The sequence below is a fragment of the Paenibacillus sp. FSL R10-2199 genome (assembly GCF_038000235.1).
Lineage (GTDB): Bacteria > Bacillota > Bacilli > Paenibacillales > Paenibacillaceae > Paenibacillus_AQ > Paenibacillus_AQ phytohabitans.
The window spans coordinates 4436281-4452409 of sequence record NZ_JBBOBO010000001.1; the positions used below are offsets into that span (position 1 = coordinate 4436281).

The 16129-nt window shown below is 50.8% G+C and carries 19 protein-coding genes and 1 tRNA gene; 17 read left to right on the top strand and 3 right to left on the bottom strand.

The features are described from left to right. Positions 1-19 precede the first annotated feature (19 nt). From NYE33_RS19235 to NYE33_RS19250, 4 genes are all read left to right on the top strand, one after another. Positions 20-250, top strand: coding sequence for a KH domain-containing protein (locus tag NYE33_RS19235; RefSeq protein ID WP_019910364.1), 231 nt, complete (start codon positions 20-22; stop codon positions 248-250). 93 nt (positions 251-343) lie between these two features. Continuing rightward, on the top strand, positions 344-868 hold the full coding sequence (gene rimM, locus NYE33_RS19240) for a ribosome maturation factor RimM (protein ID WP_039309371.1): 525 nt from the start codon (positions 344-346) through the stop codon (positions 866-868). Beyond that, on the top strand, positions 868-1656 hold the full coding sequence (gene trmD, locus NYE33_RS19245; protein WP_340948923.1) for a tRNA (guanosine(37)-N1)-methyltransferase TrmD: 789 nt from the start codon (positions 868-870) through the stop codon (positions 1654-1656). The genes rimM and trmD overlap by 1 nt, the downstream gene beginning before the upstream one ends. 924 nt (positions 1657-2580) lie before the next feature. After that, positions 2581-2659: transfer RNA gene (locus NYE33_RS19250), tRNA-Pro, on the top strand. A 67-nt stretch (positions 2660-2726) separates the two neighbouring features. On the opposite strand, the gene NYE33_RS19255 is transcribed toward NYE33_RS19250, so the two are convergent. Beyond that, positions 2727-2921, bottom strand: coding sequence for a hypothetical protein (locus NYE33_RS19255; protein ID WP_039309369.1), 195 nt, complete (start codon positions 2919-2921; stop codon positions 2727-2729). 229 nt (positions 2922-3150) lie between these two features. Between NYE33_RS19255 and NYE33_RS19260 the strand changes: the two genes are divergently transcribed. Further along, positions 3151-3408: a hypothetical protein gene (locus NYE33_RS19260; protein ID WP_341067061.1), complete on the top strand. Its 258-nt coding sequence runs from the start codon at positions 3151-3153 to the stop codon at positions 3406-3408. Between the two features lie 52 nt (positions 3409-3460). On the opposite strand, the gene NYE33_RS19265 is transcribed toward NYE33_RS19260, so the two are convergent. Then, entirely contained in the window at positions 3461-4411 is a 951-nt protein-coding gene (locus NYE33_RS19265; protein ID WP_076246966.1) for a hypothetical protein, read from the bottom strand. Between the two features lie 254 nt (positions 4412-4665). Between NYE33_RS19265 and NYE33_RS19270 the strand changes: the two genes are divergently transcribed. From NYE33_RS19270 to NYE33_RS19320, 11 genes are all read left to right on the top strand, one after another. Beyond that, on the top strand, positions 4666-4986 hold the full coding sequence (locus tag NYE33_RS19270; protein WP_156118659.1) for a hypothetical protein: 321 nt from the start codon (positions 4666-4668) through the stop codon (positions 4984-4986). Between the two features lie 242 nt (positions 4987-5228). Continuing rightward, complete coding sequence (gene rplS / locus NYE33_RS19275; RefSeq protein WP_039309361.1) at positions 5229-5573, top strand: 50S ribosomal protein L19; 345 nt, start codon at positions 5229-5231, stop codon at positions 5571-5573. A gap of 205 nt (positions 5574-5778) precedes the next feature. Then, on the top strand, positions 5779-6399 hold the full coding sequence (lepB, locus tag NYE33_RS19280) for a signal peptidase I (protein ID WP_076246963.1): 621 nt from the start codon (positions 5779-5781) through the stop codon (positions 6397-6399). Positions 6400-6428: 29 nt separating this feature from the next. Then, complete coding sequence (gene ylqF, locus NYE33_RS19285) at positions 6429-7289, top strand: ribosome biogenesis GTPase YlqF (protein ID WP_039309356.1); 861 nt, start codon at positions 6429-6431, stop codon at positions 7287-7289. Between the two features lie 637 nt (positions 7290-7926). Beyond that, a complete protein-coding gene (locus NYE33_RS19290) occupies positions 7927-8538 on the top strand; it encodes a ribonuclease HII (RefSeq protein WP_340948925.1) in 612 nt (203 codons plus the stop codon). 68 nt (positions 8539-8606) lie between these two features. Then, positions 8607-10811: a DNA ligase gene (locus NYE33_RS19295; RefSeq protein ID WP_341067062.1), complete on the top strand. Its 2205-nt coding sequence runs from the start codon at positions 8607-8609 to the stop codon at positions 10809-10811. Next, a complete protein-coding gene (locus NYE33_RS19300) occupies positions 10808-11110 on the top strand; it encodes an EscU/YscU/HrcU family type III secretion system export apparatus switch protein (protein WP_042138182.1) in 303 nt (100 codons plus the stop codon). The genes NYE33_RS19295 and NYE33_RS19300 overlap by 4 nt, the downstream gene beginning before the upstream one ends. Continuing rightward, on the top strand, positions 11107-11493 hold the full coding sequence (locus NYE33_RS19305) for a YraN family protein (protein ID WP_042138181.1): 387 nt from the start codon (positions 11107-11109) through the stop codon (positions 11491-11493). Before NYE33_RS19300 ends, NYE33_RS19305 begins: the two co-directional genes overlap by 4 nt. A gap of 328 nt (positions 11494-11821) precedes the next feature. Beyond that, positions 11822-12040, top strand: coding sequence for a hypothetical protein (locus NYE33_RS19310; protein ID WP_156118658.1), 219 nt, complete (start codon positions 11822-11824; stop codon positions 12038-12040). A 35-nt stretch (positions 12041-12075) separates the two neighbouring features. Then, entirely contained in the window at positions 12076-12585 is a 510-nt protein-coding gene (locus NYE33_RS19315; protein ID WP_042138178.1) for a metallophosphoesterase, read from the top strand. 213 nt (positions 12586-12798) lie between these two features. After that, the gene (locus NYE33_RS19320; protein WP_341067065.1) at positions 12799-14529 is read left to right on the top strand and encodes a YifB family Mg chelatase-like AAA ATPase; all 1731 of its coding nucleotides are present in this window, start codon (positions 12799-12801) and stop codon (positions 14527-14529) included. Between the two features lie 403 nt (positions 14530-14932). Here the strand turns inward: NYE33_RS19320 and NYE33_RS19325 are convergent, their stop codons facing one another. Then, complete coding sequence (locus NYE33_RS19325) at positions 14933-15361, bottom strand: organic hydroperoxide resistance protein (RefSeq protein ID WP_039295134.1); 429 nt, start codon at positions 15359-15361, stop codon at positions 14933-14935. A 148-nt stretch (positions 15362-15509) separates the two neighbouring features. On the opposite strand from NYE33_RS19325, the gene NYE33_RS19330 reads away from it, so the two are divergent. Then, complete coding sequence (locus tag NYE33_RS19330; RefSeq protein WP_042138172.1) at positions 15510-15977, top strand: MarR family winged helix-turn-helix transcriptional regulator; 468 nt, start codon at positions 15510-15512, stop codon at positions 15975-15977. Positions 15978-16129: the final 152 nt, after the last annotated feature.

Consider the following 16129-nt stretch of genomic DNA (forward strand, 5'->3'; position numbering starts at 1 on the left):
CTGATTGCGAGGGTCCTCTATGGAAGAATTAGTTGGTGTTATTGCTAAGGCTTTAGTGGATCATCCAGAGGATGTGACCGTACGGACCGTGGAGAAGGATCACCTGATTGTCTATGAGCTCTCCGTACATCCTGATGATGTCGGTAAGGTCATCGGCAAGCAGGGGCGGATCGCCAAAGCGCTTCGTACCGTAGTTACATCTGCAGCAGTCAAGAGCGATAAACGCGTTACCGTAGATATTTTATCTTAAGTGTGCGTACAATGAGGGGCTAGGGATAGTATATCCCGGCTCCTTTTTGTTGAAATATATAGATAGTCGAAACTTGTCAAAGGAGAGGATCACATGACGGAAGAGTTAACAGTAGGCAGACTGGTGAATACCCACGGTATCCGCGGAGAGGTCAAAATCCTGTCGCATACCGATTTCCCGGAAGTGCGCTTTGCACCCGGCAAAAAGCTGCTGCTGATTCCGGCGGACGGAAGCCCGAAATTCGAGGTGACGGTAGAATCCGCGAAAGAACACAAAGGTATGTATATAGCCAAGCTGAAGGGCTATACCAATATTAATGAGGTTGAGAAATATAAGGGCAGTATGCTTAAAGTGCCAAGCGATGACCTGGTGGAACTGCCGGAGAATGAATATTATTTCCACCAAATCGTTGGCTGTGAAGTGTACACCGATGAAGACGCCAGCCAGCCGCTGGGTACAATCACGGAGATTCTGCAGCCTGGTGCCAATGACGTCTGGGTGGTGAAGCCGGCCAAAGGCCAGGATATCCTGATTCCGGTCATCAATGATGTAGTGCTTGACGTGGATATCGAGGCCAAAAAAATCACGGTGCACATTATGGAAGGGCTGCTTCCATGATCCGGATTGATGTGCTGACACTCTTTCCGGAGATGTGTGAAGGTGTATTCGGCACAAGCATACTCGGCAAAGCCCGTGACAAAGGCATCGTATCGCTGAATGCCGTGAACTTCCGTGATTTCTCAGGAAACAAGCATAACAGCGTGGATGATACGCCATATGGCGGAGGCGGAGGGATGGTGCTTAAGCCAGACCCGATCTTTGCGGCGGTTGAGCATGTGCTGGCCGAGACCAGCGCTGAAGCAGGTGCGGCTGAATCCGCTATAGACCCGCCGGCGAAGCCACGGATAATTCTCATGTGTCCGCAGGGCCAGACGTATAATCAGCAGATCGCCGAGGAGCTGGCGCAGGAGCAGCATCTGATTTTCATCTGCGGGCATTATGAAGGCTATGATGAGCGGATCCGCGAGCATCTGGTGACGGACGAGCTATCGATTGGCGACTATGTACTGACCGGCGGTGAATTGCCTGCCCTGACTGTCATTGACTCGGTCGTGCGGCTGCAGCCGGGGGCGCTGGGTAACGAGACCTCTGCAGTAACCGACTCCTTCAGCACGGGGCTGCTGGAATATCCCCATTATACCCGTCCTGCGGAATTCCGCGGCTGGAAGGTGCCTGATATGCTTCTGAGCGGACATCATGCCAACATTGAGGTATGGCGGCGCGAGCAGGCGCTGCAGCGCACACTTGAGCGCAGACCGGACCTGCTGGAGACAGCAGAGCTTTCGGCGAAAGACAAGCTGACACTGAAGCGGCTGCAGGAGCAGGCAAGCCTGAATAACAAATAAATGAAAATTGGGCCCGGAGAAGAGTCATAGATAGCGTCTTTTTAACGTATATTACGTTAGGGAGGCGTTTTTTGCTATGTGCTGAGAAGTGGAGACTGATCAAATCCATAGAACAAATTAGCAGACACAGAAGATTCACACAAAAAATAAGAGCGGATGTGCGTTAATGCCCTTTTTTTAGGGTAATGAATAGAGGTGCCGCGATCATACATGCAGCTTTAGACGCAGCTAGCTTAATTATCGAAAGGAATGACTGAAAGTGACTACGAATACGCATGAACCCTTCAAGCCAGCCGTGGACACTGTCCACAAGGAGGCGGAGCCGCTCCGCACAGTAAGCGATATTATTGATTTCTATAAGAATCGTAAATCGTAACCCTCTAACTCAAGGAATGAACAAGACCCTGGAAGCAGGTTCCATAGGCTCGGTGATACTGTAGCAGAGCACACAAATAACCGCTAAAGACAGACGGACCCTAAGTTCGCTGGCTTTAGCGGTTATTTATTTCGTGATGGAGTGTAGAGAAACAGATCTATAGACACAAAACAACCCGTCTACATTCTGATCCCATAAAAAAAGACCGTCCGTAGACGGTCTTTCTACCCGAGGCGCTAGTTTGTACCTTTGATCCGTATCCCGCGCCACCAGGGCCAGTGATTCAGCCGTTGGTCCGGGTAAGGGATACGTTCAGCATGTCATGCTTGATGTGAACGCACCTCCTTTCCTTGTGCCAAGAGTATAGCATAGCTTATATGAAAAATCCATAAAATTTGAATAATAGTTTTAAAAAAATAAATATAAAATGTACTTGAAAGTAAAATAATTCTGCGGTATATATAAAATATAAACAGGAAGTAACCGTTTTCGGGCATATTGTTAAAAGAGGGCGCGTATCTTATTTTGTAGGCAAGCATACATAGATGTCGGGGTATAGCGCAGCCAGGTAGCGCGCATCCTTGGGGTGGATGAGGCCGCAGGTTCGAATCCTGTTACTCCGATCCAAAAAACACTTCCGTCAGGGCCGTTAGCTCTGTGGAAGTGTTTTTAACTTTTATGCGAATAACGCCGGTTAAGCTCTGCCCCTGTCCCTATCCTGGCGGGTAAGCATGATGATCCCGGTGACCAGTGAATATACAGCAACAACCATAAGCAGTACAATAGCCCAAGTATAATTGCGCACCGTGTAGGTGAGCGATGTGAATATGATGAACCAGGCGATACGAAGTACTCCTTCATTAATGAAACGTCTGCCTGCTGTGCTCATGATTCCTGCCTCCTTATGAATTGTAGATTATTGTTCACAATCGTAAGCGCTTCAATTCGTATTATTATCTTAATAATACCCCTTTTCTTCGAAAAATGATACACAATGTTCACAAGTTCTTGAATTCACAGCTGCAATAATTATAGACATTTGCCTCATGGCTATTGCCGTTACCGGCTTATCCCTCCCCTCATAAGATACAGAAACACGATTGAGGAGGAATCAGCAGATGGAAGCTTATTATAATTGTCTCCATTGTAAAAATAAGCGGGTGCGCATTATGACCACTGACGGCAAACGTCATGAAGGGGTTATTGTGGATGTGGACCGGAACAATGTGTATCTGAAAACAAAAGGCAACGGCAAAATGAAAACCTCGGCATTCTATCCGGGGGGCGCAGGGAATTATTATGGGGGGTACTTCGGTTATGGCAGCGAAATCCTTACACTCAGCCTGTTTACTTTGCTGGCCATTGCGCTGATCTGATAAGAGCACAAATTAAAAAGTGGGCTCCTGGAAAACAGGAACGCCCACTTTTCTAATTATTAACGGATATTGCTCCAATCTGGGTAGTTAGCGTTACCAGCGGACCGCCGCCGTTATAATCCTGCTTGCCGCCTGCAGCGCCGGCTATATGGCCCAGCTCACTCTCAGCTTCCACAGTACATTGTACTGAACTGGCAAGATCGGCGGATATTTTACCTATATCGCTTTCAGCTTTAAGACTACTGCCGCTATCCATACTGGAAATACCAAGCTCGATACTTCCTGTATTAGACTTAATTGAAGATTTGCCTGTGAAAACAGTATCCTGAAAAATGATGCTTCCGACATTGCTGACGATATCAAAGGTACCCTGCAGACCGCGGAGCTGTGTGGAGCCTACATTATTATTGATCTCAACATAGTTCACTGTATCCGGAAGCTCAACTACATAATTAATACTGAAGTCTGAATGCCCGTATTCCTTCTGTGACCAGTCCCAAAGATTCTTCTTCGGGCTATCCTCTCCGTGAGTGGAAACGGTCAGCACGCCACTTTTATGTTCAATCGATACTTCAGCGTGGTCAAGTACCTCGGAAGCGTCGTCGTTAGACGAACGATCATGGACAACAACGGTGGCTTTGACAACAATCTCGTCCCCGGAAGCGGGAACTAAGCTGATTTCACCCAGAACATTATCAAGCTTAAATTCAGAGGCTGAACCCGCCGGCAGGGAGGTGGAGAATTCTCTGCTGATACCCTCATCATTAATCTTTTGTTCAATCCTGTCTGTTGTCGTCTGGACTGCATCTCCTAGCGAGACGGTTGCCTTTCCGATGCTCTGCTTAACCGCCTCTGCGGCTTCCTGCTGGAAGTTTCCGGACAGACGCTGCTCCAGCTGATGATCTGCTGCCTCTTTACCGGGAAGCTCCCTGCATCCGGCCAGTAAAGCGATGGAAAAGACGGCTACTGCTGCAACAATTGCGGTGTTGTGATTTTTCTTCAATATATATACCCTCCTGAAGGTTAGTAATTTGCTTATGTATATTTATTATTATATATTATGGAAAATATATGGATAACGGGCTGGCGGCGGGTTGCTGTACTGGACCATAGTCCAGTAAGCCTGTTGACTACATTTTGATGATGCAATATGTTAAACTAGCGTTAGATCTAAAGACCGGAATAATCATTCCTGGCAGCTGGAACAGACCGGCACAGAAGGTAAGGCGGAACCAGGTCTGTTTACTATTTTGACTGATGAAGTCAGAGGAGCGGATGAGCCAAATGCAATATGCGGCGGTCTTCATTATTTTGTTGGTTGGTGCAGTTGTTTATGTAATTTCCCGCAACCGGATGAACAGGGAGCAGCCTCAAGCACCAATAACGGTTAAAGCCAGCAACGTAATATCTATGGAAGGGCACCGCAAGGCTAAGCAGAACGCTGCAGATCAGCTTTGCTCTTCCTGTAAGAAGAGAAACGGCAAGCTGGTTTTTTATGCCCAGGATAACGGAAGTGTGGTCGGACTCTGCAAGGATTGCAAGGTCAAAGCGAAGAAACGGGATATGCTGCCACTCTAAACAAGTAGCAACGCTATGCCGTCCTTAACAGGACGGTACCGTTTCAGCGAGAAATAGAATGGGAATTTATAGTGCGAAGCATATATATTCTTCTATATTGAATTTTATACTTGTCTTTATTTCTGCCGTGTGGTAATATTATTTCTGTTGTGTGGAATACGGTGGTCCTCTGCGGATAATGAGGGAGAGCAATGGCTCTCCGGAAGAGGCAAGAACACCTGTACGGAAGGAGGAAGTCCTAAATGAATATCCTACAAGCAATTACGCAAGAGCAACTTCGCAAAGATATCCCGAGTTTTCGCCCGGGTGACACTTTGAAGGTGCATGTAAAAGTTATCGAAGGAACTCGTGAACGGATCCAGTTGTTCGAAGGCGTTGTAATCAAACGTCGCGGCGGTGGTATCGGTGAGACTTTTACAGTTCGTAAAATCTCTTATGGTGTTGGTGTGGAAAGAACATTCCCAATCAACTCCCCTAAGCTCGAGAAAATTGAAGTGGCTCGCCGTGGTAAAGTTCGTCGTGCGAAGCTGTACTATCTTCGTGAACTTCGCGGTAAAGCTGCAAGAATTAAAGAAATCCGTCGCTAGAATAGCGGCAAGTGAAAGGGGCTTGAGTTCAAGCCCCTTTCGTTTATTCTTACTATGTAATGAAAACATTGATTTAAGAAATATGTGCCTTAGGAACAGCTTCTCCGAAAAGGCCTCCTGAAGGAGTAATCGCGGGGGAGTTTTTGGCAGGAGTTTTTTTGTATTGTATAGTGGAGATAACAACATATGGAGAGGACGGTGAACTATGCAGCAGGATTTGCAGCCCGGGCAAGGTGAGATCATAGAATCTGACGGCCAAAGCCCCCGGAAGCCAAAAAATGAAGTCCTGGAATGGATTAAAGCGATAGCAATTGCATTGGTTCTGGTTATTCTAATACGCTGGCTTTTGTTCAAACCGTTTATCGTGGACGGACCTTCCATGCAGCCTAACTTCCATACTGGCGAACGGGTTATTGTTAATGAAATTCTCTATGATATTCGTACACCTCAGCGTGGTGAAGTCATCGTATTCCATGTGCCGTCTGAAGGCAGAGACTTCATTAAGCGTGTCATCGGTGTAGCAGGCGATACGGTGAAAGTTGAAGGGGATGTCGTAACTGTGAACGGCGAACCGGTAAATGAAACGTATATCCAGGGTGCAATTGATGATGCGCATAATAACAACTCTTTGTACAACAATAAGAACTTCCCGAATGAAGACTTTACGGATGGCACAGTGCCTGAAGGACATGTGTTTGTGATGGGGGACAACCGCTCAGACAGTACAGACAGCCGGATGATCGGTTATGTGCCGCTGGGTGATATTGTCGGCCGTGCGGACCTTATTTTCTGGCCGGTCAAAGATATTACAGTAATTAACCATTAAGCTGACAGAAGTCAAAGGAGGTGACGGCAATGGCCATTCAATGGTTTCCTGGTCATATGACGAAGGCTAGACGGCAAATTGAGGATAAGCTGAAGCTGATTGATATTGCAATAGAACTGCTTGATTCCCGTCTGCCGCTTTCCAGCCGCAATCCGATGATTGACGATATTTTGCGGGATAAGCCAAGGCTGATTATTCTGAATAAAGCGGATCTGGCCGATCCGGAAGCAACGCGGAAGTGGCTTGCTTACTTCAAGGAACAGGGCCATGTTGCCTATCCTGTGGATGCTTCTACCGGGACAGGCATTAAGGAGATTCCTGAGCAGGTCAAGCTGCTGCTGAAGGAAAAGATTGACCGGCAGATTTCCAGGGGAATTAACCCGCGGGCAATGCGCGCATTGATCGTCGGTATTCCCAACGTAGGCAAATCGACACTCATTAACCGGATGGCGGGCAGAAGTATCGCGATTACCGGAGACCGTCCAGGGGTCACCAAGGGCCAGCAATGGATTAAGACAGGCGGGAATCTGGAGCTTCTGGATACCCCGGGTATCCTCTGGCCGAAGTTCGAGGACCAGGTTGTAGGCTATAAGCTGGCGGTAACCGGAGCGATCAAGGAAGAAATCCTGAACATTGAGGATATCGCGTTCTATGCGGTAAAATATCTGGTGAAGGATTACGGCAGCCGGTTCCAGGAGCGTTTTGGCATCGACAAGCTGCCTGAGGATCTGGAGAACCCGGACGAGATCGTTGCTGTGATGGAAGCGGTAGGACGTAAACGTGGCTGTCTGCTCAGCGGCGGACGCGTAGATCTGGAGAAGGCTTCACGCGCACTCCTGCATGAGCTGCGCGCCGGCAAGCTTGGACGATTTACGCTGGAGACGCCTTAACTAAAGAATGAATTTTGGAATGGAAGAGCCATCCGTGTTTGTGGACTGGCTCTTTTTTTGCGTGGCAGGACGGGGAGTTGGCGATGGGGACGGGTAAGTGCGGAGAACTGTTGTACTTAATGCAACTATGGGTTATGGATAACTGGGTGTTCCGCTGGATTGTTGTATGAAATACAATAATAATCCCGTTAAGCCGCTTGGAGGAGGGGGAATGCTGCAATCTATACAACATTTTTGGGATTGGAGCGGAACTAATGAAGGAAAAGTTGTATTTGCTGCAAGAATGTTAATTGGGGGACTGTTACGATGCAGCGGCTAACCTGGCTATTTAATGGCAAGCAAGGATAGATAGAAACGCAAAAGAATAACGAAAGCGAAAAGAAGTGTTTTGGACTTGAAGGAGCGACAGCGAGCAATTGTGTTAATCAGTTTCAACTGCGGATAGAGGATTAGATCAAGTAATCCCGTGTTACCAAGCGGCCGGAAATCGAAATATCCAACGCAGGGAGAGCTGAGCTTCAAGTCAAAAAATCATTATAATGACGGATGACCATAATGGCCGCGTATGTTAAGCTGGCTAGTAGAGGAACTGGATAAATTGCTGATTGGCAGGTGGATAGAAGTGAGCACAATAGATATGCTGTTGTATGAAAAAGAAGGCTGGGAGCTGTCTTATCAGCACATTGCCGGTGTAGATGAAGTGGGCCGGGGCTGCTTGTTCGGGGATGTGGTGGCTGCTGCGGTAATTTTGCCGGCCGGGCTGATTATTGAGGGTGTGGATGATTCCAAGAAGCTGACGGCCAAGAAGCGTGACGCCTTGTATGAGATTATTATGGATCAGGCACTGGCGGTAAGTGTAGGGCATGTAGAATCGGCGGTGATCGATGAAATAAATATTAAGCAGGCTTCGCGTCTGGCTATGCGCAAGGCGGTTGAAGGATTAATCCAGCAGCCCGATTATATGCTGATTGATGCAGAGAAAGTGGACTTGCCTTTGCCGCAGCGTTCGATCATCAAGGGGGATGCCAGCAGCCAGTCTATTGCTGCCGCCTCGATTGTAGCTAAGGTTACACGCGACCGGCTTTGTGAAGGCTTGTGGGAGGAATTATACCCGGATTACGGGATCAAATTACATAAAGGATACGCAACCAAGCTGCACCGGGAACAGATCAAGACGCTGGGTGTAACGCCTATGCACCGGCGCAGCTTCATCGGTAATATTCTTGCCGAGCAGCAGACATTGTTCTAAGGATAGATGCAGTTATCAAAAGGACAAATAATTCCGATATTATATAGAAGAGACAGGAGGCGGACAACATGAATATCGGATCACTCATTCGCGGCTTGCTCGGGGACAGCAAGGCGGGAGAGCCTAAATCTGTAGAGCTTAAGGAAGGTCAGGTTGTTCGCGGCGTTGTACTCAGTGTGTCTGATTCAGGCAAGGAAGCCGTGGTGCAGATTCAGGGGACGCCTGTCCGTGCTGAGCTGGAAACACCGCTTACGCCTGGACAGACCCTGAACCTGCAAGTGGGTACACCTGGTGAGAACGGATTGCCGGTGCTGAAGCCTGTCTCACTGGGTGAAGCGGCCCTGGCCTCACCGCAGAGTATGGGGGAAGCTATTGAATCGCTTGGCCTTACGAATTCGAAGGCAGGGCGGGAGATTGTTGAGGCGATGCAGTCCGGCGGATTGGCATTGACCAAAGAGACGGCGGCGAAGCTGGATGCGGTCATGAATGCCAAGCCGCCTGGTGTGCCAGCCTCGGAATGGCTGGAAGCGGCCGTTATCTCCGTGAAGCGCGGGTTGCCGGTTACGGCTGAGACGGTGAAGGGGCTGCAGCAGGCGGTATTCGGTCCGAAGCTGCATCAGCTGCTGGCTACGCTGGAATCGGAGCTGAACGTGTGGGCCCAGCAGGGTGATGCTGGTAAGAGTGCAGAAACGGCAGGAGGGAATAAATCTGCGGCAGGAGTGCTCACAGGCGGCACCACAGCTCCTGTTACCGGAAATACGGTAACGGCTGGTGTGCTGCCGGGAGTCAATGCAGATGCTGACCTTCCGGCATCGAAAGCTGGCACAACAGGTAATAGTGCTCCTTCGGGGGCAGCCGGTTCTGTAGAGACCCAGTCTGAATCAGGAATGGTAAGTAACACTGGGAGTAATAATGGTAACGTCAATGCTGGCAATACGCAAGCAATAGGAAGTGCTGGACAGGCTGCTGCAGCTTTGAATGCAGATGCTGCAGCAGAGGGGGAAGTGCCTGGAGGCCTGGCGCAGAAACTGCCGTTGTCCGAGGCGGCGTCCGCCAATAAGGCTGTATCCGCAGGAGATGCAGAGCCTGCGGGAGCAGCAGCGGCCAAAGGAAACGGCAGCACTGACCCGGCAGGCTCAGGTGCTGCTGCGGCTGGGCGGAACGAAGCCACAGGAGTGCGGGAAGGTGCGGGGGCGGCTGCGGCTGGCCGGAACGAAGCAGCAGGACCGCGGGAAGGCGCGGGGGCGGCTGTGGCTGGCCGGAACGAAGCTGCAGGAGTGCGGGAAGGCTCTGGAGCCGCTGCGCAGGTAAGCAGTGCTCCGCAGCCGCAGAGCACATCATCGGGCACTGCCCTGCTCGCGAAGCTGCAGGGCGTGCTCACCGAGCTGCGCGTCACGCTGCCGCAGCTCGCTACAGCCCCGCCCGCCTCCGGCGCGGCGGGCGAAGGCCCTGCGGCCGCGCAGCCGCCGCAGGGCAATGCCGCCCCGCCAGCACCGGCGGAGCAAGGGCAAGTCCCCGCTGCGCCGCGCGGGGACACCTCTGCTGCGGCTGCGCAGCCGCAGCAGGGCACGGCGCCCGCCCCCGACACGGAGTCGTGGGTGGGGCGGGTGCTGAAGCTGCTCGGTGCGGAGCACGAGCAGCAGGCCGTGCGCGGCGGCGTTGCCGCGGCTGCGCACGGGCGTGAGGCAGCGCTGCCGGCTGCGGCGCTGCAAGGGGCGTCCGGCGGCGCGGAGGATGCGGCCGGTACGCTCAAGGGCGTGCTGCTGCAGGTTCTCGGCAGCAGCGAGGTCCCGCCCGCGGTCAAGGAAGCCGCGGGCCAGCTGGTGCAGCAGCTGACTGGCCAGCAGCTGCTGCTGAATTCAGACCGCACCGCGCCGTTCGCGCAGGTGACGATGTTCCTGCCGCTGCGGGGGCAGGACGGCCAGGAGACGGCTTCCGTCCATATCCAGTCCAGGCGCGGCCGCAAAGGCGAGCTGGATGCGGCGAACTGCCGCTTGTGGTTCGATCTGGATATGAAGCAGCTCGGCCAGACTATGGTGGACGTGCAGGTCGTTGACCGGATTGTCAGTCTTAAGCTGCATAATAATGAACCCTGGGTGCTGGAGCTGCTGGAAGGGCGCCGTGCGGACATTAAGACAGCGGTTGAATCTATAGGGTATCAGCTGTCCAGCCTGCGCACGGAGCCGTTACCCGAGCTGAGTACGGCTGCAGCTCCCGCCAAACAGTCCGATTATGTTCCAGATTCCTACAAAGGAGTCGATTACCGCATATGAGTGAGTCTGAACATAAGGTTGCGCAGAACCTCAAAAAGGCGGTTGCCCTTAAATATATCCCCGGCCAAAGCGAAGCTCCGGTTGTTGTGGCTAAAGGACAAGGCGCGGTAGCCGATATCATTCTGCAAAAAGCCAAAGAAAACGGGGTTGCTGTACAGGAGGATGCCGCGCTGGTAGAGGTCCTCTCTAAGCTGGATCTCGATCAGCAGATTCCGCCTCAGCTATACCAGCTGGTCGCGGAAATTCTGAGTTATGTATATCAGAGTGACCGTTCTGCCGGGGAACGGAGACCGAAGTGAGTCACGGGGCGGACAGGACGAATTATACCCGCAGGCAAAAAGGGGCTGCTGCCGAGCAGGCGGCAAGTCTGTATCTGTCCTCCCGGGGATACATAATCAGGGAGTGCAACTGGCGCTGCCGCAGCGGAGAGCTTGATATTATTGCTGAATATGAAGATGGGATTGTCTTCATTGAAGTGCGCAGCCGGAGCGGGGCTGGTGTGCAGGGAACCCCGGAGGAGTCAGTGGATGAACGCAAAATCCGCCAGGTGAGAAATACAGCCCAGGTGTATTTACATATGCGGGGTCTGAATAACCCGGTGATTTCCTTTGATGTAATCGCCGTACAGCTAAATAGAGATTTAAGTATTGCTTCACTACGGCATATCCGTGAGGCCTTTTAGCTCTTTTTTTGCCTGTATTCAACGATTCTGCTTATTTATCCTTGACATATCATGGGCTCCATGGGTCATTTCTTGAAAGAAATGGGTAAACATTAGTGTAACTTTTAATGTCACCATGAGGAGGGCTGTCCGAGTGAGAAATCAACCGATTGATATACAGGTAAGTTTTACTTGCCAGCATTGCGAGCACAGAGTCGTAGCGGAATTGGGCGGAGAGCCTCTGTCCGTTGTCTGCTGCAGCAATTGTAATAAGACATTTACCGTTATGCGGCCTGCAATAGCGGAAGAGATATTAATTGACTGGGAGCATGAGGCTTTATTCCATAAAATGCGTGCGGAAAAAACGGAAAGCAGCAACAGCAGCCTGTTGTCACTTGTCATCAATGTCATCGAGCTGCTTACCTGGAAGGATAAGGGGAACGGTCAGGTAGAGGCCATTAAGGAAATGCGTCAATGGCTGATCGAGCATGAGGAAACCCCTCCTTTGGCCGAGTTAATTCAGGTTGACGTGAATCGGCGTTCGTCCAAGAGAAACTGGAATAAATGAACCATTCCTGAAGTACTTGAAATGGGGGAGCTGTTTTGACTAATGTCTTTTTCACCTCGGATCATCATTTTGGCCATAAGCTGATCATAGATTTCGAATCCCGTCCCTTTGGCAGTGCCGGGGAGATGGACCAGTCGATGATTGCCAGCTGGAACGCTGTGGTGGGCAAAGGGGATAAGGTATTTCATCTGGGGGATTTCTCCTTCTTGAATCAGGAGGCTACCCGGAATATCGTTTCTGCGCTGAACGGCTACAAAATCCTGATTCTCGGTAATCATGACCGCGGACGCGGGCGTAATTGGTGGCTGGAAGCCGGATTTGACGAGGTCAGTGAATACCCGATCATTTATAAAGAGTTTTTTATGCTCTCCCATGAACCTATGTATATGAACAAGCATATGCCTTACGTAAATGTGCATGGCCATATTCATGGACAGAAATATGAAGGAAACAGCCATTTTAACATTTGTGTAGAGCACTGGAATTATGCGCCGCTGTCCTTTGAACAGATCAGGGATGCCGTTGTGGCCAGTGAGGAAGGCTGAACAAATTGATTCTCTAGTCATAGATGCACAATTATGCAAGACGGATGGGAATTGGGATTTGTGCAGCGGCTTGTGCGAAATAGTCCTTGCATGATAGAAGGGGCAATAGGTATACTCAACATAATAAAGCTAACGGAAAAAAGAGGAAGCACCCTTTTTCTTGGAAATAAACGCCCGTTCCGGGCGTATTTCAGGAGGAGAGGTGTTTTTTTTGTGTACGGAAAGATGCATAGTGCATGTTTGTACGGTATTGAAGGCGTAATGATCGGCGTGGAAATTGATCTGGCGAACGGGCTGCCGCAGACGATAATCATCGGATTGCCGGATTCTGCTGTGAGGGAAGCGGTAGAGAGAGTCCGGGCTGCGGTTAAAAACTGCGGCTACAGCTATCCTCAGCAGCGCGTTACGATCAATCTGGCACCTGCAGATCTGCGCAAGGAGGGATCGGCGTTCGATCTGGCCATCGCCCTGGGGATTCTGACAACAAGCGGCCAGCTTATTATGCCGGATGCCGGGAAAATGCTGCTCATCGGAGAATTGGCGCTGGACGGCAGTCTGCGTCCGGTGAATGGGGTGTTATCTATGGTAGAGGCAGCGCGCCGGGCAGGGTTTCAGGCAGTCCTCGTACCACCGGGAAATGCGGCCGAAGCAGCGCTGATAACGGGAATCCGTGTATATACAGCCGGACATTTGCGCGAGTTGTCACCGTCAGCTGCCGGTGTTCAGGCTTCTCCATTTGCGGTAGAGCCAGCTCCAGGACTGGAGCCGCGATTACCTACAGAAGTGCCGGATTCGGAAGTTCAGGAACTACCCATGCCGCAGACAGAGTTGCCGTTTCCGGTATCGGTTAGCAATGAGCCGTCCCCGAGGAACCGCCCGCCAGTTCAGGTGCTGACGCTGGACCATCTGAGATATCAGCCGGTAGGGAACAAGGTTCTTGCGCCGAGCCGGGAGGATCATCTGATGAAGGAGGATTACAGCGATGTAATTGGACAGAATCACGTGAAGCGCGCGCTCACTATTGCCGCTGCCGGAATGCATAATATTATCTTGATCGGCCCTCCGGGGACAGGCAAAACGATGCTGATTAAACGCCTTCCCGGCATTCTCCCTGACCTGAGCGATGATGAATCGCTGGAGGTGATGAAGATATTCAGTGCCGCCGGTAAGCTGAGGGACAGCAAATGGGGCCTGATGCGCCTCCGCCCCTTTCGTTCCCCGCATCACACGATTTCGGCTGCCGGACTGATTGGCGGAGGGGGAATACCGAAGCCGGGAGAAGTCAGTCTGGCACACCGCGGAATTCTGTTTCTGGACGAGCTGCCTGAATTCTCCCGTACGGTGCTTGAGGTGCTCCGCCAGCCGCTGGAGGACGGGGTAGTGACCATCAGCCGGGCCAGAGCGTCGTTCACATTTCCCGCCCAGTTTCTGCTCGCCTGCTCCATGAACCCCTGCATGTGCGGGTTTCTCGGGAACGGCAGCTCACAGCAGCGGTGTACCTGCAGTCCGGCCCGAATCGCCCAGTACCGGGCCAAAATCTCAGGACCGCTGCTGGACCGGATGGACATGCAGGTTGATGTCCCCCGCCCGAAAGAATGGGACCGGAATGTGCCGGCGTTGTCTACAGCGCGGATGCGTGAGGACGTTCTGCGGGCTCAGGCTATTCAAGCTAAGCGTTACCGGCACCTGCCGATCTCCTGGAACAGTGAGCTTTCCGGAGCGGCGTTACGCCGTTACGCAGATCTAAGGCATGAAGAGAGTATGCTGCTGAACCATATTCTGGAGAGTCTAGGCCTCAGCATGCGGGCGCATGACCGGATCATTAAGCTGGCCCGCACCATCGCCGATCTGGAAGGGGCAGAGGAGATTGGTTCTGCGCATCTTGCCGAAGCTGTCCAGTACCGTAATCTGGACCGCCAGGTGACGGCAGAGGAGGAATACTAAGTGAGCGTTATCTTGTTCATTCAAGCCTGAAATGATCGGGAACTGGTTATCTAAAGGATTCTGAGTCTGTTTGACATACAAATCTGCCGTATCTGCATATATAAAGGAATTTCACTCCATCAGCTGGTAGTCACCCAAGAGTCGTGCTGAGTTTCCGCCGGGAAACGCACATCATTAACTCTTTTGAAAGTTAATTGTAGTGCGGGTTAGATAGAATACTCGAAGACAAATGGATAGATTAACACGGGACCCAAAGCATAAAGTTTGCCGATCAACGGCAAACACCCTGCCCGGGGCCGCCGGACAGGGCGTTTACTTTAAAGAAAGTATGGCTATATAAAGGGCAGGCTGGGGATAGAACATGTATACCCGGTCTTGTAATTATACTGAGCAGCAGTATGTCTTACAGCACATTCAGTTCAACTTCAATATTGCCGCGGGTAGCGCGGGAGTAAGGGCATGCGCCGTGAGCTGCTTCTACCAGCTGTACTGCAGTGTCGTGATCTACGCCTTTGACCAGAACATCCATCTTCACGGCAATGCCGAATCCGCCGTCTTCAACTTTACCGAAGCTTACGGTTGCTGTTACTTCACTGCCCTCAATCTTTATTTTACCCATACGGGCAACCATATTCAGTGCACTGTCGAAACATGCGGAATAGCCTGCTGCGAACAGCTGCTCAGGGTTAGTGCCTTCACCGCCGGCGCCGCCCATTTCGCGTGGTGTGCTGATGGTAAGGTTCAGCTTAGGACTTTCAGATTCAATATATCCTTGTCTTCCGCCAACCGCTTTTACTGTAGTTTCATACATTTTCTGTTGAATAGTCATCATTATAAATCGCTCCCGTTCGTTTTCATGATGTATTGTACACAACTTAATTTAACACAATTAAAATAAAAGTCAATCTATTTTCCGCTATTAACATGATATTATGAATGAATTGTGATAAACTAATGTCACAAAGGCAGGTGAAGAAGATATGCAAGAAGAAACTATGACCCCTCCGGAGCTAATGCTTGAGAATCAGCTCTGCTTTACGATTTATGCCTGTTCGCGTGAATTTACGAAGCTGTACCAGCCTCACCTGGACAAGATCGGATTAACGTATTCGCAGTACCTGGTTATGCTTGTCCTCTGGGAGAGACGGCAATGTACGGTCAAGGAGCTTGGTGAAGCTCTGTTCCTGGACTCCGGTACGCTGACTCCTCTGCTCAAGAGACTGCAGGCTGCAGGCCTGATTCTGCGCGAACGTTCCTTGCAGGACGAGCGGAAGGTGTTAATTTCATTAACCGCACAAGGTTTGGCACTACAGCAGGATGCGATGTGCATTCCCGGTAAAATGGCCGAAGGCACCATGCTCTCCCCCGAGGAGTTTGTTGGACTGCTTGGCCAGTTCAAAGACCTGCTCGCCCGTGTTCATGAGAGCAATATTAGCAATTCGAAATAGTCTATCAGCACAAAGTCAATGCAATCGTTCGCATTCCGGCATGAAATTGAGCGAAAATGTATGTATAAATAGTGAAAGTTTTTAAGGAAAGCGCTTATAAAACATGTTACAATATTCTGGGTTTCACATTCTGGCATATAGGTAATTATAGA

Coding starts and splice junctions, on each gene's coding strand:
- NYE33_RS19255 (WP_039309369.1), bottom strand. CDS start 2,921: ATGAGCACAGCAGGCAGACGTTTCATTAATGAAGGAGTACTTCGTATC.
- NYE33_RS19330 (WP_042138172.1), top strand. CDS start 15,510: ATGCAAGAAGAAACTATGACCCCTCCGGAGCTAATGCTTGAGAATCAG.
- NYE33_RS19325 (WP_039295134.1), bottom strand. CDS start 15,361: ATGATGACTATTCAACAGAAAATGTATGAAACTACAGTAAAAGCGGTT.
- lepB (WP_076246963.1), top strand. CDS start 5,779: ATGCAGCAGGATTTGCAGCCCGGGCAAGGTGAGATCATAGAATCTGAC.
- NYE33_RS19295 (WP_341067062.1), top strand. CDS start 8,607: ATGAATATCGGATCACTCATTCGCGGCTTGCTCGGGGACAGCAAGGCG.
- NYE33_RS19290 (WP_340948925.1), top strand. CDS start 7,927: ATGCTGTTGTATGAAAAAGAAGGCTGGGAGCTGTCTTATCAGCACATT.
- NYE33_RS19235 (WP_019910364.1), top strand. CDS start 20: ATGGAAGAATTAGTTGGTGTTATTGCTAAGGCTTTAGTGGATCATCCA.
- rplS (WP_039309361.1), top strand. CDS start 5,229: ATGAATATCCTACAAGCAATTACGCAAGAGCAACTTCGCAAAGATATC.
- NYE33_RS19310 (WP_156118658.1), top strand. CDS start 11,822: ATGCGTGCGGAAAAAACGGAAAGCAGCAACAGCAGCCTGTTGTCACTT.
- NYE33_RS19260 (WP_341067061.1), top strand. CDS start 3,151: ATGGAAGCTTATTATAATTGTCTCCATTGTAAAAATAAGCGGGTGCGC.
- rimM (WP_039309371.1), top strand. CDS start 344: ATGACGGAAGAGTTAACAGTAGGCAGACTGGTGAATACCCACGGTATC.
- NYE33_RS19270 (WP_156118659.1), top strand. CDS start 4,666: ATGAAGTCAGAGGAGCGGATGAGCCAAATGCAATATGCGGCGGTCTTC.
- ylqF (WP_039309356.1), top strand. CDS start 6,429: ATGGCCATTCAATGGTTTCCTGGTCATATGACGAAGGCTAGACGGCAA.
- NYE33_RS19300 (WP_042138182.1), top strand. CDS start 10,808: ATGAGTGAGTCTGAACATAAGGTTGCGCAGAACCTCAAAAAGGCGGTT.